At 37.3% G+C, this 20,849-nt stretch carries 19 protein-coding genes; 9 read left to right on the forward strand and 10 right to left on the reverse strand.

The window, feature by feature from the left end; all coding sequences use genetic code 11:
- Positions 1 to 453: 453 nt before the first annotated feature.
- Positions 454 to 804 carry a hypothetical protein gene (locus SAGCYANO_RS28335; RefSeq protein ID WP_237396788.1) on the forward strand — a complete coding sequence of 117 codons (351 nt, stop codon included), beginning with the start codon at positions 454 to 456 and terminating at the stop codon, positions 802 to 804.
- Between the two features lie 102 nt (positions 805 to 906).
- On the opposite strand, the gene SAGCYANO_RS28340 is transcribed toward SAGCYANO_RS28335, so the two are convergent.
- A complete protein-coding gene (locus SAGCYANO_RS28340) occupies positions 907 to 1,755 on the reverse strand; it encodes a hypothetical protein (protein ID WP_202223130.1) in 849 nt (282 codons plus the stop codon).
- Between the two features lie 514 nt (positions 1,756 to 2,269).
- Between SAGCYANO_RS28340 and SAGCYANO_RS28345 the strand changes: the two genes are divergently transcribed.
- Both SAGCYANO_RS28345 and SAGCYANO_RS28350 read left to right on the forward strand, forming a co-directional pair.
- The gene (locus SAGCYANO_RS28345) at positions 2,270 to 2,644 is read left to right on the forward strand and encodes a XisI protein (RefSeq protein ID WP_202223131.1); all 375 of its coding nucleotides are present in this window, start codon (positions 2,270 to 2,272) and stop codon (positions 2,642 to 2,644) included.
- Between the two features lie 277 nt (positions 2,645 to 2,921).
- Positions 2,922 to 3,344 carry a Uma2 family endonuclease gene (locus tag SAGCYANO_RS28350; protein WP_202223132.1) on the forward strand — a complete coding sequence of 141 codons (423 nt, stop codon included), beginning with the start codon at positions 2,922 to 2,924 and terminating at the stop codon, positions 3,342 to 3,344.
- Between the two features lie 208 nt (positions 3,345 to 3,552).
- On the opposite strand, the gene SAGCYANO_RS28355 is transcribed toward SAGCYANO_RS28350, so the two are convergent.
- Both SAGCYANO_RS28355 and SAGCYANO_RS28360 read right to left on the reverse strand, forming a co-directional pair.
- The gene (locus SAGCYANO_RS28355; RefSeq protein ID WP_202223133.1) at positions 3,553 to 4,326 is read right to left on the reverse strand and encodes a Uma2 family endonuclease; all 774 of its coding nucleotides are present in this window, start codon (positions 4,324 to 4,326) and stop codon (positions 3,553 to 3,555) included.
- A gap of 736 nt (positions 4,327 to 5,062) precedes the next feature.
- Positions 5,063 to 9,274: an NACHT domain-containing protein gene (locus SAGCYANO_RS28360; protein WP_202223134.1), complete on the reverse strand. Its 4,212-nt coding sequence runs from the start codon at positions 9,272 to 9,274 to the stop codon at positions 5,063 to 5,065.
- A 781-nt stretch (positions 9,275 to 10,055) separates the two neighbouring features.
- On the opposite strand from SAGCYANO_RS28360, the gene SAGCYANO_RS28365 reads away from it, so the two are divergent.
- Positions 10,056 to 10,352, forward strand: a complete 297-nt coding sequence (locus SAGCYANO_RS28365; protein ID WP_202223135.1) for a hypothetical protein — start codon at positions 10,056 to 10,058, stop codon at positions 10,350 to 10,352.
- A gap of 364 nt (positions 10,353 to 10,716) precedes the next feature.
- Here SAGCYANO_RS28365 and SAGCYANO_RS28370 read toward each other — a convergent pair whose 3' ends face one another.
- From SAGCYANO_RS28370 to SAGCYANO_RS28385, 4 genes are all read right to left on the reverse strand, one after another.
- Positions 10,717 to 11,109 carry a DUF309 domain-containing protein gene (locus SAGCYANO_RS28370; RefSeq protein WP_202223136.1) on the reverse strand — a complete coding sequence of 131 codons (393 nt, stop codon included), beginning with the start codon at positions 11,107 to 11,109 and terminating at the stop codon, positions 10,717 to 10,719.
- Positions 11,110 to 11,528: 419 nt separating this feature from the next.
- Positions 11,529 to 11,891 carry a ferredoxin-thioredoxin reductase catalytic domain-containing protein gene (locus SAGCYANO_RS28375; RefSeq protein ID WP_202223137.1) on the reverse strand — a complete coding sequence of 121 codons (363 nt, stop codon included), beginning with the start codon at positions 11,889 to 11,891 and terminating at the stop codon, positions 11,529 to 11,531.
- 248 nt (positions 11,892 to 12,139) lie between these two features.
- Positions 12,140 to 12,427, reverse strand: coding sequence for a hypothetical protein (locus tag SAGCYANO_RS28380; protein WP_202223138.1), 288 nt, complete (start codon positions 12,425 to 12,427; stop codon positions 12,140 to 12,142).
- Positions 12,424 to 13,578, reverse strand: coding sequence for a DUF58 domain-containing protein (locus SAGCYANO_RS28385; RefSeq protein ID WP_202223139.1), 1,155 nt, complete (start codon positions 13,576 to 13,578; stop codon positions 12,424 to 12,426). The genes SAGCYANO_RS28380 and SAGCYANO_RS28385 overlap by 4 nt, the downstream gene beginning before the upstream one ends.
- A gap of 444 nt (positions 13,579 to 14,022) precedes the next feature.
- Between SAGCYANO_RS28385 and coaD the strand changes: the two genes are divergently transcribed.
- The 3 genes from coaD to SAGCYANO_RS28400 all read left to right on the forward strand — a co-directional run bounded on the left by coaD (position 14,023) and on the right by SAGCYANO_RS28400 (position 15,674).
- Complete coding sequence (gene coaD / locus SAGCYANO_RS28390) at positions 14,023 to 14,523, forward strand: pantetheine-phosphate adenylyltransferase (protein WP_202223140.1); 501 nt, start codon at positions 14,023 to 14,025, stop codon at positions 14,521 to 14,523.
- A complete protein-coding gene (locus tag SAGCYANO_RS28395) occupies positions 14,484 to 14,666 on the forward strand; it encodes a hypothetical protein (protein WP_202223141.1) in 183 nt (60 codons plus the stop codon). Before coaD ends, SAGCYANO_RS28395 begins: the two co-directional genes overlap by 40 nt.
- A 336-nt stretch (positions 14,667 to 15,002) precedes the next feature.
- Positions 15,003 to 15,674, forward strand: a complete 672-nt coding sequence (locus SAGCYANO_RS28400) for a DivIVA domain-containing protein (RefSeq protein WP_202223142.1) — start codon at positions 15,003 to 15,005, stop codon at positions 15,672 to 15,674.
- 196 nt (positions 15,675 to 15,870) lie between these two features.
- Here the strand turns inward: SAGCYANO_RS28400 and SAGCYANO_RS28405 are convergent, their stop codons facing one another.
- From SAGCYANO_RS28405 to SAGCYANO_RS28415, 3 genes are all read right to left on the reverse strand, one after another.
- Complete coding sequence (locus SAGCYANO_RS28405) at positions 15,871 to 16,671, reverse strand: sugar transferase (RefSeq protein WP_202223143.1); 801 nt, start codon at positions 16,669 to 16,671, stop codon at positions 15,871 to 15,873.
- Positions 16,672 to 16,730: 59 nt separating this feature from the next.
- Complete coding sequence (locus SAGCYANO_RS28410; RefSeq protein WP_202223144.1) at positions 16,731 to 17,318, reverse strand: hypothetical protein; 588 nt, start codon at positions 17,316 to 17,318, stop codon at positions 16,731 to 16,733.
- A gap of 1,038 nt (positions 17,319 to 18,356) precedes the next feature.
- Entirely contained in the window at positions 18,357 to 18,656 is a 300-nt protein-coding gene (locus SAGCYANO_RS28415; protein WP_202223145.1) for a hypothetical protein, read from the reverse strand.
- 793 nt (positions 18,657 to 19,449) lie between these two features.
- Between SAGCYANO_RS28415 and SAGCYANO_RS28420 the strand changes: the two genes are divergently transcribed.
- Positions 19,450 to 20,619, forward strand: coding sequence for an iron-containing alcohol dehydrogenase family protein (locus tag SAGCYANO_RS28420; RefSeq protein ID WP_202223222.1), 1,170 nt, complete (start codon positions 19,450 to 19,452; stop codon positions 20,617 to 20,619).
- 2 nt (positions 20,620 to 20,621) lie between these two features.
- Positions 20,622 to 20,786 carry a transposase gene (locus tag SAGCYANO_RS28425; RefSeq protein ID WP_237396789.1) on the forward strand — a complete coding sequence of 55 codons (165 nt, stop codon included), beginning with the start codon at positions 20,622 to 20,624 and terminating at the stop codon, positions 20,784 to 20,786.
- The last annotated feature ends 63 nt before the right edge of the window (positions 20,787 to 20,849 follow it).

Here is a 20,849-nt window from a genome sequence, read left to right on the forward strand (position 1 = left end):
TTAGTTTAGGTTCAACTTCTAAAACCTTTTCCATTTCTTTTTTAAAAATTCTAAGTTAACCGATTCTTTATTCATACAATACTCCTAAAATATTTCCCTATTGGCTTTGTAGTTTGAGTTTCGCTGTTGCTTAATTCAATAAAGCGTTATTATAACATACTTATCCAAAAATGGTATTATTTAACCATAAATAGAATTATATATTGCTCTTTCATTAACTGCTTTTATAGACTTTTTTGAAGTAGAAAAGATTGGTAAAACATTATTGGATGACCGCCGATTAAAACTAATTATTTTTAATTCACAAACAGAGGATCTTGTAAGATAGATACCATAGAAAACTATCGTCAAATAATTAAAAAACTATTAACAGAATATGCTGAAATACCAACTGTTGGAGGTTCTTTTTCAACAGTTTGATATACCTCTCTCAATTTTATCAATCCCTAAATTTTGAGTAAAGGTGAGGTTTATATTCAGGATTTAGCTAAGGTAGAAAAATTGAATATTACTCCTAGTGTTGATGCGGAAGTTGGTCAAACTATTGCTGGTGTTTTTAGTACCGTACAAGTTTTAATTCCATTATCAGGAGTAGTAGATATTGAAGCTTTATCTGCTCGGTTGGAGAAGAAATTAGGAAAGTTAGAAAAAGAGATAGAATCTACTTCTAAACGATTGAGTAAACCAGACTTTGTAAAGAAAGCTGATGCTAAATTTGTAGAGGAAACAAGGAATAATTTAGCCGAGGCAGAAAAACAAGCAGAAATATTACGCGATCACTTACTTCAGTTAAAGTCAAATTAGGCTTATTTGGTTGGGTTTAGTTATTAGCTAGCCCAACTTTTTGATTTTGAAAATAAAGAAAGCAAAGAAATTTGCTAGTCAGAGGTATTTATCATTCTGTTATTAAACAATTGGATTTTCTATAAACTGAATAAATTGTTTTCCTAAATCTGTTGTGATACTTTCTTGGGAGTTATATTTTAAATCTGAGATAATTTTGTCAATATTTTTGGTATGTTTTACAGTCCTAAAATTTTTTTCATACTTACGACGAGGTATAAAAGGATTTGAGTCTGATATTATTGACTCTATTTCATCAGTTGCTTCTTTTAATATTTCTTCTGCATCATCAATAAAAGAAGCAGTTGGAGGTTCTTCTTCAAAAGTTTCATATACTTCTCTCAATTTTATCAATCCCTTACCGCTTAATTCTAGTAATATTTGATTATAAAAATCGCGATTTTTCTCTAAATCTTGCAAATTAGCCAAAAATTCTTCGTAATTATAATTATCTATATAATGCAGAATTCTGAGCAATCTAATATGAGACACAGTAAATTCATCAATCCATTTAAGAAAAATTACTTGAATATCATCTTTAAGAGAGTTAGGAATAGCCGAATTTAAAACTGCATTTCTCAATACCTCTAATTTTTCTTGCTGATGCTCACATTCAGCAATACGGATAGCTTTTTTGAAAGTTGTCTGAAATGTTGGATTATCAAAATTTACTGCTTCAATTTTTTGCTGTAAAATCAATAAATATTCTACTAATTCATCTAAAAAATCATGTAGTCTTTGACTAGAAGGTTCCTTAATATAAGTCTCATAAAAAGCTACTAAAACTAAACTTATTCCTGGAATTGCACTAAGCAATGCTTTACCAGCATTATAAATTTTATCCTTACTATTTCCTTGCTTTAATAACTCTAATTTTTCTTGTAGTTCGGAATTATTATTTGTATTGCTCATTAAATATTTCCTCCTATAATAAATCATAGTTAAATATTATAGCGAGGTTGATCTAAACCCTGTATGTGGTGAAAACCGTAGTTTTGTAGGTTGGGTTTTGCTCTCGCTTAACCCAGCAAAACATTATTACAACACGCTTATGGAAACATGATATTACCGAACCAGAAAGAGAGTTATATCTGGCTCTTCCATTAACTGCTTTTACAGATATTTTTGAAGGAGAAAAATTTGGTCAAATATTATTGGATAATCACCGATTAAAACTAATTATTTTGTAAGCATTTCCTGCGGAATGCTGCGCAAACAGCTATTAGCTGTCAGCTATCAGCAAGAAAACTCTGTTGTTAAGGACAGTGTTTAAATTAACAACTGACTTTAAGGGTAACGGAGGCAACTTTTGTAGTAAGACAATTAATAAAGCTTTTATCCTAAACTAAAAGCAATAGCTGATAGCTGATGGCTGACGGCTGAATGCTTAGATTATTTTTAATTCACAAACAGAGGATATTGTCAGATGGATACCATAGAAAACTATCGTCAAATTATTAAACAATTATTGACAGAATATGCTCAGATACCAACTACTGAAAGTGGGATAGAAAATAAAACAATTTTTGACTCAGAAAATGATAGATATATGTTAATTTCTTTAGGTTGGTCTCAAGAAAAACGGATTCATTACTGTATAATTCATCTTGATATTATCGCAGGTAAAATTTGGATTCAAGCCAATAATACTGACTGTTTAATAGCAGAAGAATTAGTTGCTGCTGGAATTCCTGCTAAATCAATTGTTTTAGGAATGCAGCCTCCAGAAGTCAGACCTTATACAGCTTATGGAGTAGGAATACAAGAGAGCGATCGCCTGATTCAGTTAAAGTCAAATTAGGCATATCTGTAGGGGCGAATGGTATTCGCCCTCCCTATTTTTCTTTGCAACTCCATCCAGACTTCTCCGTAATTTCATTTAAGCCTTCTTCCCTCTTCCTTACAAAACAAGCTAAAATAAAAATAAATCTCTGAAAAAAACAATATCAAATTATGACCAAAAAATAAGGTCTCAAGCCTCCCCTTTCAAGGGAAAAAAAATAAAGCTCCATATTTCAAGCCTCTGACTTAAGGCAGACTGATAACTGATAACTGATAACTGATAACTGATAACTGAAATGACAAATCTTACTAAATGGACAGTAGAAGATTATCATCGTATGATAGATGCAGGAATAATAAAAAATCGTCAAGTAGAATTAATTAATGGAGAAATTATTAATATGAGTCCAGAGGGACCAATTCATCGTTTTATCAATCATAGAGCAGTTAAATACTTACGTTCTATTTTAGGAAATCTTGCAGAAGTAATGGAAGCACATCCTGTTACTTTAGTTAACTCTGAACCAGAACCCGATATTACCATTGTTCGTTCTCCCGATACATTATATTTAGACCGTCATCCTGATGGTAAAGATATTTATTGCATTATTGAGATTGCTGATAGTACATTACAAAAAGATTTAGGAACTAAAAAGACATTATATGCAAATTCAGGAATAGAAGAATATTGGGTAATTGATGTTGCTAAAAAAATTTAAAAGTATTTCGTAATCTGATGAATAATGAATATCAAATTGAACAAAACTATCAAGATGGAATTATTTTTCTCATGGCGTTTCCTTCAGTAGAAATTTCAGTCCAAAAAATAATTGAAATTGATGAAAAGGATATTTAGATAAGATACTAAGGAGCGATCGCTCTTTAACAACAACTGCTGCAGGTAGAGCGATGGTCTATATTATACCTTTAATTCAACTGGTCTGGATCGATACCCAACTCTCGCAAACGCGCCGCCAATTTTTCAGCTCTTTGTTCCGCTTGCTGCCGCTCTAGCTCGGCCTGCTGTCGCTGAATTTCCGCCTCCAGTCGCCCTTGTCGCTCTTGCTGTAGCTCAAATTCTGCTTCCTGTCGTGCTTCTTCGGAAGTCAAATATCGGTTTCCTTGTTCGTCATACCAATACAACCATTCTCTGGTAATTCCTTGAAATGTTCCTACTTCTGTACCAATACCCAGACCTATTTCTGGCATCCACATTGGGTTATCTTCTTGCAGTTCATATTTCCCTTCTCCATTGAGACGGTATAGAGTCAATTTAGGTTTGCGTACCCGTAGGGGAGCGTAAATTACATAGTACAACACTCCGTATTGAGCATATTTTCTTTTTTTCTCCTTATATTCACCTCCTGGAGTTTTCGATACTACTTCTAATGCAAAGGAAGGAATTACCCCATTTTCTTCCCAGGTAACATAACTTAAGCGCAAGTTTTCATGTTTAACGCGCTCCACTCCCAGACATAAAAAACCATCTGGTGCAATAGCTTTTTCGTCTGGAGAATAATACCACCCCATATCGATACCAAAAAACCAATCGTTACGGTTTGCCCAAATGTAGTTCAGAATTGATTTTAATAACTGAGCAATTGCATCTTGTATTTCGCTATCCACTGGTTTACCGTCTTGATATGGTAATTCTTCCATGGTGGGAAGACGCTTTTGGGTTTGAGAATCTGATGTTAGCATTGTATTGTTTGTCTGTTTTCATTAATTGATGCTTGAAATGCTTTGTATTTCCGTAATTTAGCATAGGCGATCGCTTTTCGACAACAACACAATAAGTTTGTATGTGTATGAGGTCGAACATCAAAAATTAACTTCCCAGGCGGGAAGTCCCGCGCTCTCCCGTTGGCGGAGGATGGTGGCGGCAGCTATTAGGGGAGCGTCGTATGGGAAAGCCAGGGCCTTGAGTCGGATATCTCCACAAATAAAACCTTCCTATACCCTTGACAAGCTAGGAGGTATGTATGTTATTATCAAGAGCAAAACAGGGGGAGGACATCACCTCTGTCAAAACAGCGGTCATTTTTTTTATGACTGAAGAATCCCGCGTTGTCGCGCTATGCGCAACGTCGGGAGTATGTCAATACTTTGCAAATTTGCCCCCCGAGCAAGCCAATTTTGGGGGGAACAAGAGTCAATTTTCTTCTCAAAGTCCCCCAATTTTGGGGGATTTAGGGGGCTTGACTGTAGCAAATGACTTCTCAGATATTTTGCCCCCCGAGCAAGCCAATTTTGGGGGGAACAAGAGTCAATTTTCTTCTCAAAGTCCCCCAATTTTGGGGGATTTAGGGGGCTTGAATGTAGCAAATGACTTCTCAGATATTTTGCCCCCCGAGCAAGCCAAATTTGGGGGGAACAAGAGTCAATTTTCTTCTCAAAGTCCCCCAATCTTGGGGGATTTAGGGGGCTACGCACAGCGCTATTGCTCTACCGCTCCTAATGCTGTGAGGCTTGCTTTTTGAATGTCGCTTAATCCTTTGACTCCCCTAATGTTGGCGTTTTCATAAGGTCTAGGTACTCTCAGGGTTTTGATGTACTTTCCTGTTTTGATGTTCCACAGTTTTATTGTTTCGTCGGCGCTACTACTGGCAACAATTTCACCGTCTGGGTGGAATGCTACTGCTAATACCCAACTCTGATGTCCGCTAAAGGTAGCATAGGGTTCGTGAGTGTTGACGTTCCACAAGCGGACGGTGTTGTTGTTTCCTCCACTTGCTAATAGTTGACTGTCTGGACTGAAGGCGATTTGATAACTCCAGATTTGTTGCCCTTCAAAAATAGCGATACATTCCTGGGTGCTGACATCCCACAGGCGCACGGTTTGGTCATACCCTCTAGCTGCTAAAAGCTTGCCATCAGGGCTGAATGCAACTGAGTGTATATCGCCTTTATGACCTTGGAAGCTGGCACATTTTTCATTCGTAGCAACATCCCACAGTTGAACACTATATTTGATTCCCGCAGTAGCTATTTTCTTACCATCAGGACTGAAAGCAACTGCAAAAGTTTTTCTAGTATGGTGCTTAGGGAAAGTTTTCAGGTACTGCTTGGTCTTGACATCCCATAATCTGACATAGCGATCATCTCCTGCACTAACTAATAAACTATTATCAGGACTAAAAGCAACAGAATACACTTGGTCTATATGTCCTTGCAAAGTTGCTAAACATTTATTGGTATTAACATTCCATAACTTAACTGTCCGATCAAAACTTCCACTAGCTAGAGTTTGACCATCAGAACTAAAAGCGACTGACTGGACACGCTCCTGATGTTCCCGCAAAGCTGCCTTTACCTCTCCTGTTTCTACATTCCAAAGTCTCACATTATAATCGTCACTCCCACTAGCTAAAGTTTTGCCATCGGGACTAAAAGCGATGGAGCGAATCCAATTATCCCAACCTGCTAAAGTTACTTGGGGTTTGACATCATGAATATTCTCAAGATTCCATATTCTCACCTTTTTATCACTACCACTACTGACTAAAGTCTTGCCATCTGGACTAAAAGCTACCTCTTTTACCCAAGAAGTATGTCCTAGCAAAGTTTTCAGGAGTTGTGTATGATGTTGATCGCTCACATCCCACAATTTTGCAGTTAAATCTCCACTTCCACTAGCAAGTATTTTTCCATCTGGGGAAAAAGCCAGCCCTCTGACTTCATTATCATGTGCGCGTATAGTAACTGGGTTAGGGATATGATCAAGATCTGCAATATCCCAAAGTTTGATAGTAAAGTCAACACTACCACTTGCCAAGATTTTACCATCAGGTTTAAAAGCAAGAGAGCGGAGTGCATCTTTATGTCCTGACAAAGTAGCTAAACATTCACCGTTAGCAACACTCCATAGCCTGATATTTGTGTCTGTACCAGCAGTTGCCAAAATTTCTCCACTGGGACTAAAAGTAATTCTACTGAACCAATTTGGGTTTCCTTGTAAAGTTACCAGACATTTGCCATTACTAAGATCCCATAATTGTGGTGTAGCGCCTATGCTAGTAGTAGCTAAGGTTTCAATATTCGGACTCAAAGCAATAGCTTTGAAAAAATTAGGAGCTATAGATAAGTTTTTCAAACATTTACTACTTGTCAAATTCCAAAATTTTACTGTTTTGTAAGAACTAGCACTAACAAGAGTTTGACCGTCAGCAGCAAATTTTATAGTTCTGACTATATGGGTGTGACCTTCCCAAGTCAAAAGTTTTTTACCATCAGCAACTTGCCACAAATGAATTTTTCCAGACTCATCACCTGCTGCCAATAACTTACTATCGGGAGTAAAAGCAAAAGACCTGACTGTATTCATAGATTCCCTAAAAATACAATCAGCCATATTTGCCTCAGCCAAATTAACACCCTGCAAACTAGCACCAGTAAAGTCAGCACCCAAAATAATAGACTGACTGAGATGACAACCCTCCAAACCAAACTTATCAGTCATCACCAACAAAGTCGCCGCATTCCCACCAACATAACCAACCTCTGCCGCAGTTTTTCCCCTCGTTCCCTCCACAACTTCCCGCAACCTACCACAAACATTCTGCTTTTCCTCCTTCCCTTCCCCTAGACGCAACATCGGCAATAACAAATCCAAAACCGCCTTTGTCAACCGCATTTTTCCCAAAGTCGAACGTAAATTTTCCAGACATTCCCGAGAAAAATTGTTCAGAGGAGGAATAGAAATAACCCCTCCCTTAGCATCCACCTCCCGACGGAAATATTCAGACCAAGTACAATTTTCACCCATTGCCTCCAAATTAACATGAGACTGCATCCGCGCCACCTCCACAAAATCATCAACCAATACTCCCAACTCCGCAGCAAACTTATAAGCAACAAAAAATTCCAACATAGAACGATGAGCAGGAGAATAGTCGCCATCCTCATTTCTAATCAATATTGTCTGACCCATCATATCATAATGCCAATGATCCAAATCTCTTTGTTCCTGCACCCTTGACTCAAACAAACGCCGAATGCGGTCAGGAAATTCCCGATAATTCAGACTCATCCGGTCATTAGATAACATTTCCCAAGAAAGTTCGCAGAGAAAATAAAGCTTATCTGCAAGAGAAGTAAAAGTCCGCTCTTCCTTAATATCCCCTTGCATTTTATGTGTAACCGCATACAAATATATCCGCGCCAAGTCGATCGCTTTCCCTTTCTCTATTTCAGGCAACGCTGCCAAAATTAACTCACTCATCACCGGGCGTCGCGCTAAGTCTAAAAGTTGGGAATTATTCATCACTTTTTCTACCGTAGAAGGTTCGGTATTGAAAGAAAGTACCTGACGAATTTGCTCATCGTTAAATTTTTTCAATTCCAAAACTTCAAATTGTGGCGGTTCCCCAGTCAGGTTAGCAACAGAAGCTTGTAACTCAGCATTTAACAGAGCGCGACCTTCCTGTGCTTCGGGAAAATGTTCGGTGCGACAAGTGAGAATAACCTTCGCCCCCGGTACCACCGTTTGAGCTAACTCCCAAAAATTATTAATCATCTTTTGTCGGTCAACCCTCGCTGCCATCTCGTCAAAACCATCAAAAATTACCAACAACTTACCCATACGGTTGAGTAATTCAAAAGCAGAATAACCGGGTAGAGGAATTTCATGTTGTCGGAAAAAGAACTCGGAAAATAGAGACTCCATATTAACTGCTTTAGCATAGTCCCGCAGCAAAATAATTATCGGCAAACGCGGGCGTTCCACACCTCGTTTTTTAGCATTCAAATATTTTTGTAACTGCTGCCAAGCATAGTGAAAAACAAACCAAGTCTTGCCAGTACCAAACTCCCCCAAAACCGAGAGATGCTTTTTCACCGGGTCATCGAGCCATTTATCAATGTAACCATCTATCCAACCGTCCGCTTCCTCGTAGTCACTCACCCCTATTTTTTGTTTCGTATCGGGGTCAACTTCCTCCTTCCGACAAGCAAGAGGTACATATTTTTGATCGATACCCCGCTGTTTCACTTGTTTTTCCAGCCATTGAAAATAACGTTCAAAGTCAGCTTCCTGGTCTAAAAGTTCGTCAAAAGTGTAGCAGAACAGATTTTGATTTTCCTCCTTTTCAACCCCATGGCGAGCAGCTTTACTAATACGACGCACTGCCACCAACCAACCCTCATCAGTTTTTTCCTTTGCCACAGACCGACGCAAAGCATTGAGGTCGCAAGTTGCCGCCTCCCCTTCCACACCTCTGACCAGAATGCGGTCATACCCCCGACGCGTCTTAACTTTAATTATCCATTCAAAAAATCTTTTACCGTGAATTTTATCTACAACGTTATAGTTTTCTGCAAATTGATAACCCAGAATTTTAAACCATTCCTTCATCTGTTGAGGTAGGGGAAATTTGTCGCGATCGCTCTGTTTTTGGAGTTCTGTTTCTACAACTCCACGAAAATTTTTGCAGGTAATTTTTTGCCAGAATAAATCTCCCAATATTTTCCATAAATTAGCTGCTTCCTGTCTAATATATCCCTCAGCAAAATTAGTTTTTATCGCAATTTCTCCATATTTTTCATTCTCCCAAGCTAGGCAAAAAATATTCTTTTGTAAATCGCTTAAACTTTTTCCTTTCTGATTAAGATATTGATTATTGACAAAATCAAAAGCTGGTTCTGGATTCATAATATTTTGAAAATAGTGTCTTAATTTTTCAACTATTGTTCATTATAGATTCTGTAAAAAATCAAATGTCGCCTTTCTCGCAAACTCCTAACTTTTTCTAACTTTTTAAAAGAATTGAAGGAAGAAGTAAAAAATTTAGGTTGTCTGAGTTTTATAGCGGTTTTCACAAGGCGTGAAGTACACCAACGATCCCCCTAAATCCCCCTTAAAAAGGGGGACTTCCGGTTCCCCCCTTATCAAGGGGGGTTAGGGGGGATCTCCACTTACCCTTACTAAGAAATGCTATATAAGCCATGAGCTACAACAAAGATCCCCCTAAATCCCCCTTAAAAAGGGGGACTTCCGGTTCCCCCCTTATCAAGGGGGGTTAGGGGGGATCTCCACTTACCCTTACTAAGAAATGCTATATAAGCCATGAGCTACAACAAAGATCCCCCTAAATCCCCCTTAAAAGGGGGACTTCCAGTTCCCCCCTTATCAAGGGGGGTTAGGGGGGATCTCCACTTACACTTACTAAGAAATGCTATATAAGCTTTTGATTTATCCTCACCTTTCTTTCAATTGCCATATTACAAAAAATCACTTTATCTCAGAACATTTTCTAACCATTGAATAACAGGAAAAAGCTACATTATAAATATCAAGTGAAGCGATTTTTATTGATGAAAACAAATAAATTTTTCTATTAATTTTTAGCAAAATATCACAGTTTATTAGGTAAAAATCTCGGCTTCAGCACAACTCAATTTTAACGAAAATATCTTAGTCAAAAAACACAAAAATGACAAATTTTAACAACTCTCGCACCAAAATTACTATGCCAATAAACCCAAAAAAAGGAGTAGAAATAGCATTAACTACAACTCGAGCAATCATTCTTGGTTTAACCACAACTTTTGCCTTAACTATTTGTCAACCCAAAATTATTATTAATATTTGTTGGCGTTGTACCTTAGATTCTGATAATAATAGTATTCCGGGAAATCAAGTAGGAAGAATTATCGATGAAATTGGCGAAAATTATTCGGTAATAAATAAGAGCGATCGCCTACTTCAGTTAAATAGGACTTACCAATGAACGCTATTGTTAGGGTGCGTTACGCTACCGCTAACACACCCTACTGGACCGACACAGCTAAAACTGTGCAATAGATTTTTGTTTCTAGGTGTCTTTATCTCCCAATCTCCCCATCCCCCCATCCCCCCATCTCCCCATCTAATGCACCATTTAAGGTGTGTCAGTCTACTACTGGACCGACACAGCTAATTTTATGCATTAGATTATTGGTGCGGGGGCGGGTTCACCAGGTCCTGGGTAAAACCATTAACTTAACGCGGAACCCGCCCCTACTATTGCAACATTTTAGGTGTGTCACACCACTACTGGACTAACTACTGGACTGACTTTTCTCTATTCCCTATTCCCTATTCCCTATTCCCTGCTATAGTTTAAAAATTTTCGGGTATTTTGTATTATCAGAAGAGCGCACAAAATCACCAATATTTTCCGGACCAGATTCTTGTAAATTTTTCAATAATTCAGTACTTTCTGTCAGTAAATTATCGACATCAATCTCAAAATAACTAGGTAAATAATAATTCAATTTCCTAATACCTTCCCCCAACAACATAACAGCACCACGCCAATTTTCATTACCCGCATGATAAAGTCCAACTGCTATTTGTAAAACCCCTTGATAAAAAGTACGTTCTGGTTCTCCAGCTTCCATCCATAAAGCCTCCAGAGTATCATGGCATTTATAGAACTCTTGTTGATTAAACTCAGCTATTCCCTGCCAAAACTCTTGGGGAATTTGTTCTTGTTCAGAAGTCATTATTTTTATAGTAATTTCATTTGAGTTGCGTAAAAAAACCGCTCGCTTTTAGGCAACAGGCAACAGTTCAATAATTGATAATTGATAATGGATAATTGATAATTACCTCTCCCTAAAACGGATTGGATTGAATAAAAGGAAAATATTTATTTTTTCCTCTTGAAAGGGAAGCTTTAAACCTAAATTATTGAATTATTGAATTATTGAATTATTAATTCTTCGGTAAGAAGGTTTGCCGGACTTTTTACCGTTAGTAAATAACCAACTCTTGTTTGACATCTCATTTGAAAACGCTATAACTAAGTTGAGGAAGGAAGAAGGAAGAGGGACTGAACTGGAAAAAATTGTCCGGCAATGTTTGTTACGAGAATAGTGGGAGCATCTTGCTCCCGTGCCTGATATTCCTTCTAATTTTCAGCCTACATAGTTGCTCTAGTAGCTTCTAAAACTTCTTGAGTAATTGTTTGCTCTTCCCCAGCAAAATCATTATCTGGAGTTAAAAACAACATACAATGACATTCTTTACGCTCTCGCATCGGAACACAAGGACAATTCCAATATGTAGCTTTTACTTCTGCTTCTTTATCTTCATAATGACGACATGGACATAAAGGAGCGCCCAATTCATCCTTATGTTTAGCCAACCCTTCAATTACCACCGCCGTAACGGAAGGATCTACACAAAAATAAGTATTTGTATTCTTAGCATACTTTTCAGAGAAACTTTTCATCGCCTTCAACGATTTTTCACTGGATAGTTTGCTTTCTGTAGTTGGGTTCATAATATACGCTTGTTATGCTGTTAATATTAGATAATTCTTTAAATTTTACAGCAAAAAGCCATTTTAGGGAGAAAATATGGTAAAAAATTCTAAATATTTCAAATTTTTTACACATATACAATAAAAAGTTAAATTTGTCAATACAAACATAGGTGTTAGGTCCTAGGTTTTAGGTGTTAGGTATTGGGTGTTATACCAATTTTATCTTTTCTCTCATGGGTTTAATACCCCACCGTCAACGGGGGTGCTTAAAATTGCTTGGGTTTATAAGACATTAAGTGGCGTCTAGAAGACATCCTCATGCAATTTTCCCTTCTTTCTTCTTCCTTCAAAGTTGAGACTAAAGTTGAAACTTTAATGGCTGAGTCGAAGACTATCCACAAGCAATTTTCCCTTCTTCCTTCTTCCTTCTTCCTTCTTCCTTCTTCCTTCAAACTTGAGACTAAAGTTGAAACTTTAATGGCTGAGTCGAAGACTATCCACAAGCAATTTTCCCTTCTTCCTTCTTCCTTCTTCCTTCTTCCTTCTTCCTTCAAACTTGAGACTGAAGTTGAAACTCTAATGGTTGAGTAGAATTAATTTCTAAACCAGAAGAATGCGAAACCTTTCCTGCTTCTGTTCCTCGAGAAATAGACTCATCTAACCATAACAACCACCTACTTCCAGAAGGGAGAGAAGATAAACTAACTGAGTCTTGAGTCAACCAGAGCAAAGACTTATTTGGTGGGTTTCCTAACACAACCTCCTCCCCGAAGTTAACTCCAGCCAAAGTTTGCAACACCACCCTATTTCCATGCACCAACCCAGTAGCAGCAGTCCAAAGCTGGACATTTTTCAGAGAGCGGTTAGCATAAAAATACAAAGAAGCTGCTGCTGTTACCGCCGCTTCAAAATTATCCGTTTGCCAGTGAGCAGCACTATCAAGACAAATAATAACTTCTTCTCCCCCCTTAGAAACCTCTAATTCTCGAACTCGCAACTCTCCATAACGAGCGCTACTCCGCCAATGGATCAAACGACTAGGGTCGCCAAACCGATATGGTCGTAATGTCCGAGTTAAGCCTTCCGAAGCCATCAGATAACGACTATCCTCATTGAGTTGACGACTATTTTCTTGACCAAGTTCATCTATTATCGGACAATTACTCAGGGGTAAAACAGTAGGATACACAATAGCAGTAGCTTTAGCATTCCGACTACGGCGACACCAAAATAGACCAAGAGGTGCTGCACTTCTCAGTTGAAGATCATCCCAACGATATATTCCTCTTCTTTTGGTAGGTAAATGGTAAGTCCAATGGTAAACTTCTTTGCCAGCAATGACTTCTATTGCTTCTTGAGGTGATTTTCCTAGCACAAAAGGAATTTCATCTTTGAGTTGTACTAATGCTATTGGTTGATTAGTAGAATTTTCAATTGTGAGAGCAATAGTTAAATAGTCGTTCACCGTTACAGGTTGAATTCGATGGCGACGTACTTGTATTTGACGTAGCGATCGCCCAGGCAAAAAAGCACCCATTCCTAATAATGCAAAACTCATCCCACTAATTACATATAGCCATCCTGCCATAGTATTAGTGGCGGCACCAAAGAAGAATATTGATAACATTCCGAGTAACCCACCTGCATAACTTGGTGTTACCCAGTGAGTTTCTAACCAGTCGGAAATTTTGTAGTAAATTTTCATCTTTTTAGTGTGACTATCTTTATAATTATTTAGGGATATTTTTACCGAAAAATTCAGGTATAAAACCTCTCCATTCATGGAGAAAAAAGCGGTCGAGGGATGGCGAGGTCCCCTCGCCATATCCATAAGACCAAGACAGCGGTCGTTTTGCTACGCAACATGTTTGCGGAGCATGACAAACGGAAAAAGCGTAGCTTCCCGTAGGGTGGGATGGCGAGCAAACCTGCGCCATATCCATAAGACCAAGAGAAGAAAAAAAATCCTTTGATCCAATCCTCTTATTTATAAGAAGAGGTAATTCTAAATTCTAAATTCTTAATTCTTGAATAATCTAATGCTGCTTCTTTTTGTGATTTTTTGTATATTTTATTTCGGGCATTCTCTGATTTTTGTCGGTATAATGATTTTGCTAAAATATATTAATAATTTTTTAATATATATATTGTGATTGCAATCTATCCAGGCAGTTTTGACCCTATTACCCTCGGTCACATAGATATTATTGAACGGGGATGTAAGCTGTTTGAAAAGGTTATTGTGGCCGTACTGCAAAATCCCAGTAAGACTCCTTTATTTGCCATTGAGAAACGTTTAAGTCAAATTTGCTATTCCACACAACATCTATCTAATGTGGAGGTAGCCAGTTTCGATGGTTTAGCGGTAAACTATGCAAAAATGCGACAGGCTAAAGTCCTGATTCGAGGTCTACGAGTTCTTTCAGATTTTGAAAAAGAACTTCAAATGGCCCATACAAATAAAACCTTATCATCTGAAATAGAGACAGTTTTTTTGGCTACCTCTAACGAATATAGCTTTTTAAGTAGTAGTGTAGTTAAAGAAATCGCTATTTTTGGTGGCTCTGTAGATCATCTTGTTCCTCAGCACATTGCTATTGATATTTATAAATGTTACGACAAAATTCAACCAATATTAAATCAGAAGTAAGTGGACAAGTTGATATCCAGGGACAATTAAATCGACTGGAGGAAATTATTCTCGATCGCCCTAGAATTCTCTTTATATTGGTTGATGAAAAACAACTACTCGAACCACTAGAAATAGTGCATCTGAATTTGGAAGGACACTAGATTGTTTCCTATACTAAAGATAAAATCCCGATTGAACCAAAAGTAAATGGACAAAATATCGAAAATCAACTTACCGAATAATTAAGGTTTAAAGCCTCTCCTTTAAAGGAGAAACAATGAATTAATTTTCATTATTAGTCAATCAATTCCGTTTTCTTTTGAGAGGTAATAATTAATAATTAATAATTAATAATTAATTGTTGAACAGTCCTTTCCTTGGAGTCGATATCCAGCAAGAATTAAATTGATTGGAGGAGATTATTCTTGATAGTTCTAAAATTTACTTTATGGGAAACACTTTTATAGATAAAGAACAGTTATTAAATAAGTTAGATAATGTTAGGACAAAACTCAGCCAAAGCCAATATTGAACCAGAAGTAAGTGGACAAAATATCGAAGGCGAACCCGCCAGTAGCTCCCCTGGAGTTGATATTCAACGAGAACTAAATCGTCTGGAGGAGATTATTCTCGATAGTCCCAGAATTCCCTTTGTAGGGCGTACTCTGATTGATGAAGAACAGTTACTAGACCAGTTAGATATAGTACGTCTGAATTTACCAGTTGCTTTTCAGGAAGCAGAAATGATTGTTCGCCATAAAGATGAAATTCTTCAAGAAGCTGAACTTTATGCGGAAGAGATTATTGAAAATGCTGAACAACGAGCTTCCCAAATTTTAAATGAAATGGGTCTTGTTCAGCAGGCAAAAGTAGAAGCAGACCAGCTCAGAAATCAAGTTCAGCTTGATTGTGAAGCTATTCAACAAGCTACTATTGCTGAAATTGAACAAATTCGCTATCAAACTCAACAGGAGTTAGAGGAAATGAAAGCTAGAGCGATCGCAGAGTGTGATGAAATTCAAAATGGTGCAGATGACTATGCAGATCGTGTTCTAGATAGTATTGAACAGCAGTTAACTGATATGCTCAAGGTCATTCGCAATGGTCGTCAACAATTAGAAGGAGATGAAAATATACCAAAACCACTAAATCCTACTAATAATTTATAGGCAAAAGTACAACCTGAGTTGCTGAATTATTAATTATTAATTATTAATTATTAATTATTAATTATTTATCACCTCTTCTTTAAAAGAAGATGATTGACTCAAAGGAAAATTTTTCTTTTTATCCCCTTACAAGAGGAGGCTTTACACCACAATTTTTCGGTAAAATTTGCATTGAGTTCATTAAAGCAATTAAGCTCTATTCTTGAGTAAAAAGTACTTTGACCGTCTTCAGCAAAATTTGACAATCCAGAGCTAAAGACCAATTATTGATATATGTCATATCTAGGCGGAAGGCATTCTCAAAGTTAAGAATATGAGAACGACCTGATACTTGCCACAAACCTGTAATTCCTGGCAATACATTTTGTTGTATAAAATGATGTGGCTGGAAATTTTCGATGTCTTTGGGTTTAAGAGGGCGCGGCCCTACCAGACTCATATCGCCTTTAACTACATTAATTAACTGAGGTAATTTATCGAGGTTGTATAGCTCAAGAAACTTACCTGCCTTGGTAATTTGCAAGTCTTCCATCGTGTCCCAGGGTACATCATCCCTAGTGTCATTTTTTCCTTCTAGCTCTTGAAGCAACTGATTTGCATTTACCACCATAGTTCGGAATTTCCATATTTGAAAGTGTTTCCCTCTCAGGCCAACTCGAATCTCCTTATCAATTATTGGCCCTGGGGAATCAAGTTTAATTAAAGTAGCGATCGACAATAAAAAAGGAGCAGTTAACAACAGAAAAAAACTGGAAACTACTAAATCAAAACTACGCTTCACACAATAATCAATACCCACAATAGCAGGCGGACTTAAATGAATTGTTGGCATCCCACCAATCATTTCTATTTTGGGAATTTGACTGGGAATGGTCAAACTAAATGGCAAAATCCGCAGATGAATACCGGCTGTTTTTAGACTCCAATAAAATTCCATGTGGTCTGGTATTGACCGCCAAGAGCAGACAAAAATTTCTCCCACTTCTTGATCGGACATATATTCTAAAATCTCTGGCCAGCGGTCGCAATTTTCTTTAGTAGATAAATCTATTTCTCCTAAGATTTCATATTTTTATTACTGACTAATTTTAGAGAAATTTTTGCTACTAAAGTATCTTGGGAAGTACCTACTAAAAAAATTTTGTGAGTGACGGTATTTTGTCTGGGAATAACGATAATTATTGCTTCTGAAATTAGACGACCTGCCGATACAAATATGAGATTAAATAACCATGCTAGTACAAAAGTAGAACGAGAAAAAATTGATTCTGGTTGGTATAAAAAAGCCAGTAATAGTAAAATTACTTGAGCAAATGTCAGACTTTTTACTAGGCTAAAAAAATGACAACGATTTTCGCGATCGCCATACAAACTAGCAGCAGCTATACTACTTAGAGTAATTAATAAAATTGGCAACAACAATGCTGGTTGATAAGCATAAGTTCCGACTACATCTGAGCTAACTAAGTAAGCCTTTTTCCAAGCAAGAGATACAAGAATTGCATCTAGAAGTACAAATCCAATGGTACGCAACCAGAGAATCTTGATTCCACGACTTAGACTAACAACTTTATTAGGCACACTTTGCTCTCGTTTACTATTTTTTTGAGTATCAGAATTTATGCGCTTTTTTGAGTACAGCATTTTTTTTCTTGCCTATTCTATCTTAACATTCTTGATGATACGATCGGGAAAGACAGAGGGCATAAGTGCCTTCGTTTATTGAAGAAAATTAATTGGCTTTGCATAATCAAGCCGATTTTATTTTATCTTCTAATATCACTACAGAAAATCATCTGAACTCAAATCATTTGTTAAACAATTTTTTCTGAATTGCCGATCGATAGTTTCATTAATGGATAATGGATAATGGATAATTACCTCTCCCTAAAAGGAAGAAGATTGACGCGGTAGGGAAAAAATTTATTCTCTTGGTTGATTGGATATGCTTAGGAAATCCATCCATCCCACCCTACGGGAAGCTCCGCTACGACCGCTTTTTTCCCCTTGTAGAGCGACAGCTCGCGGCGCAGCTAAGGGGAGGCTTTAAAACTGAATTATTTAATTATTTAATTATTAGACATCTCCAGAAAAGAGGGAACAGGGAACAGGGAACAGGGAACCCACCCCTAACCCCGACCGTGGAGGGGAATAATTGATAATTTATGGATAAGAATTGATTTTATTTTTGATTTTCACGCCTATGTCTATTAATTCTTCGGTAAATTCAATCTACCATTTTATTTTATACCAGTCGAAGCAAAGGTTAGGACATTTATAAATGCTCAAACCTAGACAGGGATTACTTTTGACTGTCAGATGTGCGTCTTACATTCTGGAGGGACTGTGTGCGGAATTACTTCAGCACAGTAGGCGCCCCGTAGGAAAGCTCGCCAATTAGCACTCGCTTTTGTAGGGCAAATGGCCATTTGCCCCTACTGATTTTTGGGCGTTGCACAGTGACGAATGATTTGAAATTTTTGATTGATTGGATTGTGGATTTGAGAATTGCTATAATGATTAATATTAGGTTTTTTAGTCAAAATCTAAACCAATTTTTGGCAATATCATTCCATAATGTAGCAACCCCGATTTTTGACTTGCGCGTAGAGCTATATTTGTTCAGAATTCATTTCTGCTTGATTTTAACTACTCTCAAAAAACTAGAAATTAAATTATTTGTTATCTGGTAGCATTCCGTTGTAAAGCAGTGATTCTCTGAGAATTGGCAAAGACACCTTCTCCTTGCATTTGATTTATTGGTGGTTTGATTTCAATTTTCATCACTTTTTCTGTAGAAATACAAACTGTTTGATCTATTAAGTGAAAAGTTATCCAAGGTTCTTGAAGTAACTGTGGTAACATAACTTGAAACTGTTGAGAATTTATTGGTAAACTAAAGGTCTCTGAATGACCGTTGATATAATAAAGTATTATCTCTGTACTGCTTTCTTGAGCGTATTGTGCAAATGAACCTTTCATTGTTTTTGTTCCTCAATTTAATTGTGCAAATACTTAGTTTTAGTTGATACTATGACTGTTAGATATTTTTATAAATTTGACTGTACCTACTTCTCACTTTAACTATTTTACCTAAAGAAAAATTAATTAGATGAGGGCAAATACTTGTTAATACAAAATTCATAATAAGTTGCATAGAATCAAATTTTTATCGGAGTTAATTGTAGAGCAAAACATAAATACTTAATGATTTTCTCCTGAGTTCTGAGTTCTGATTCTGTTCGGCCTCACATAAAATTGATATAAATCTAATAAATAATCAAAGTTACACCATATTGAAAAATATTTATGACATAAACAGTTTGAATTTTAGTCGCCAATTAAAATAACTAAATAAATCAAAATTTTATGATTTATAACTACCTCTGTGTTAACAGCTATCAACTCTGGTTTAAATTCCTTTTTAAATATCATTTATTTCGGTTTCAGTATCAAACTTATAGCTGAATAAATAAATTGCTAAACGCTGTTTATATAGTTAAAGATTCATTCTGGGATTGATACTTGATATAGATAATTAAATACTTGATGATGGAGTATAATTTTTTTCAGTTCCACAATTAATCTGTCAACACTATATATATAATATATACTCAATTATATTCCTCTTACAATAGCCAGTAAAAAAGTTAATAATCTGTAAGTATGAGATTTATAAATTCAAAAAAGATTAAAACTTTTCAGTAAAGCCTGACAACTATAACAAGATTTGCCTATACTCAATAGAATTGACTCTAATCTAGCCTTAGTCGCCATGATTAAACAGACTAACACCTCCCAAGCAACAACATTATCCCTAAATATTGCTCCAACTCAAATTATTCGAGGGAAAAAGGCTCTAGCTCAATCAGGAGAAGCGATCGCCCATCTTGGAGCTAATCCCTTAATTGTAGGAGGCGATCGCTCCTTGGATATCATTCAACCATACCTTGGGCCTTTACTACAAAATCATCAATTAAAATTTACTCAGGCCAGCTACGGGTTGGACTGTAGTGAAGCAAGTCTAGCTCATCTTCGCCAAATCGTCACAGCTCAAAAAGCAGACCTCATAATTGGCATAGGTGGCGGCAAAGCCCTCGACACAGCCAAACTCTTAGCCCACCAATGTCATTTACCCATAGTCACCATTCCCACCTCAGCAGGCACTTGTGCAGCTTGGACTGCATTATCAAATATCTACTCAGACCAAGGTGCTTTCTTGTATGATGTTAGTCTAGCTAAATGTCCAGACCTGCTAATCCTGGATTATGGTCTCATCAAAACTGGGCCTTCCCGTATATTAGTAGCTGGTATTGGAGATGCGATCGCCAAATGGTATGAAGCCTCAGTTAGTAGTGGCCATTCAGAACAAACAATGACCATTGCTGCTGTCCAACAAGCAAGAGTGTTACGAGATATTCTCTTCCAAAAATCAACAGTAGCCTTACAAGAACCTGGTGGAGAGACCTGGCAAGAAGTTGTCGATGCCACAGTCTTATTAGCAGGTTTAATTGGAGGTATTGGCGGTGCTCAATGTCGGACTGTCGCTGCTCATGCCGTTCATAATGGCCTAACTCATTTATCAGCAAGTCATGGTACATTACATGGAGAAAAAGTTGCTTATGGTATATTAGTCCAACTAAGGTTGGAAGAAATGCTACAAGGCAACCAACTAGCTATAACTGCCAGACAGCAACTGTTAAAATTCTATGATGAGATTGGTTTACCAAAAACATTGGGTGACTTAGGGCTAGGAGAAATCAGTTTGTCTGAATTATGGCGTGCTGCTGAAGTTGCTTGTTGTGGCAACTCTGATATTCATCGCTTACCATTTAGGGTAATTCCCGAGCAATTAGTAGCAGCAATGGTTTCAACAACAGTCCCACTGGAGTCAGAGAAACAAAATTTAGTGTCAAAGCCGGAAATGCTGGACAAAAGACTATAGCTGTGAACCCCAAAAATACTAGCCAAGATTGCTCAAATTGTGAAGAAAAAGTCCCTAAAGAATTAAACATACGAACTCATTCTTGTTCCCATTGTGGCATAGTAGACCGCGACTTAAATGCGGCGATAAATATCAAAAATAGGGCGGTAGGGCCCAGACGTCCTTAAAGCTCGTGGAGTCCGACGAGATACCGGGACTACGTTTCGAGTTGCCCACACTATAGCGTCAGC

The organism is Okeania sp. KiyG1 (assembly GCF_014132355.1).
Lineage (GTDB): Bacteria > Cyanobacteriota > Cyanobacteriia > Cyanobacteriales > Microcoleaceae > Okeania.

Excerpts from the sequence above, each read along its gene's own strand:
- SAGCYANO_RS28340 (WP_202223130.1), bottom strand. The coding sequence starts at position 1,755 with ATGAGCAATACAAATAATAATTCCGAACTACAAGAAAAATTAGAGTTA.
- SAGCYANO_RS28345 (WP_202223131.1), top strand. The coding sequence starts at position 2,270 with ATGGATACCATAGAAAACTATCGTCAAATTATTAAACAATTATTGACA.
- SAGCYANO_RS28350 (WP_202223132.1), top strand. The coding sequence starts at position 2,922 with ATGACAAATCTTACTAAATGGACAGTAGAAGATTATCATCGTATGATA.
- SAGCYANO_RS28355 (WP_202223133.1), bottom strand. The coding sequence starts at position 4,326 with ATGCTAACATCAGATTCTCAAACCCAAAAGCGTCTTCCCACCATGGAA.
- SAGCYANO_RS28360 (WP_202223134.1), bottom strand. The coding sequence starts at position 9,274 with ATGAATCCAGAACCAGCTTTTGATTTTGTCAATAATCAATATCTTAAT.
- SAGCYANO_RS28365 (WP_202223135.1), top strand. The coding sequence starts at position 10,056 with ATGACAAATTTTAACAACTCTCGCACCAAAATTACTATGCCAATAAAC.
- SAGCYANO_RS28370 (WP_202223136.1), bottom strand. The coding sequence starts at position 11,109 with ATGACTTCTGAACAAGAACAAATTCCCCAAGAGTTTTGGCAGGGAATA.
- SAGCYANO_RS28375 (WP_202223137.1), bottom strand. The coding sequence starts at position 11,891 with ATGAACCCAACTACAGAAAGCAAACTATCCAGTGAAAAATCGTTGAAG.
- SAGCYANO_RS28385 (WP_202223139.1), bottom strand. The coding sequence starts at position 13,578 with ATGAAAATTTACTACAAAATTTCCGACTGGTTAGAAACTCACTGGGTA.
- SAGCYANO_RS28395 (WP_202223141.1), top strand. The coding sequence starts at position 14,484 with ATGTTACGACAAAATTCAACCAATATTAAATCAGAAGTAAGTGGACAA.
- SAGCYANO_RS28400 (WP_202223142.1), top strand. The coding sequence starts at position 15,003 with ATGTTAGGACAAAACTCAGCCAAAGCCAATATTGAACCAGAAGTAAGT.
- SAGCYANO_RS28405 (WP_202223143.1), bottom strand. The coding sequence starts at position 16,671 with ATGTCCGATCAAGAAGTGGGAGAAATTTTTGTCTGCTCTTGGCGGTCA.
- SAGCYANO_RS28410 (WP_202223144.1), bottom strand. The coding sequence starts at position 17,318 with ATGCTGTACTCAAAAAAGCGCATAAATTCTGATACTCAAAAAAATAGT.
- SAGCYANO_RS28415 (WP_202223145.1), bottom strand. The coding sequence starts at position 18,656 with ATGAAAGGTTCATTTGCACAATACGCTCAAGAAAGCAGTACAGAGATA.
- SAGCYANO_RS28420 (WP_202223222.1), top strand. The coding sequence starts at position 19,450 with ATGATTAAACAGACTAACACCTCCCAAGCAACAACATTATCCCTAAAT.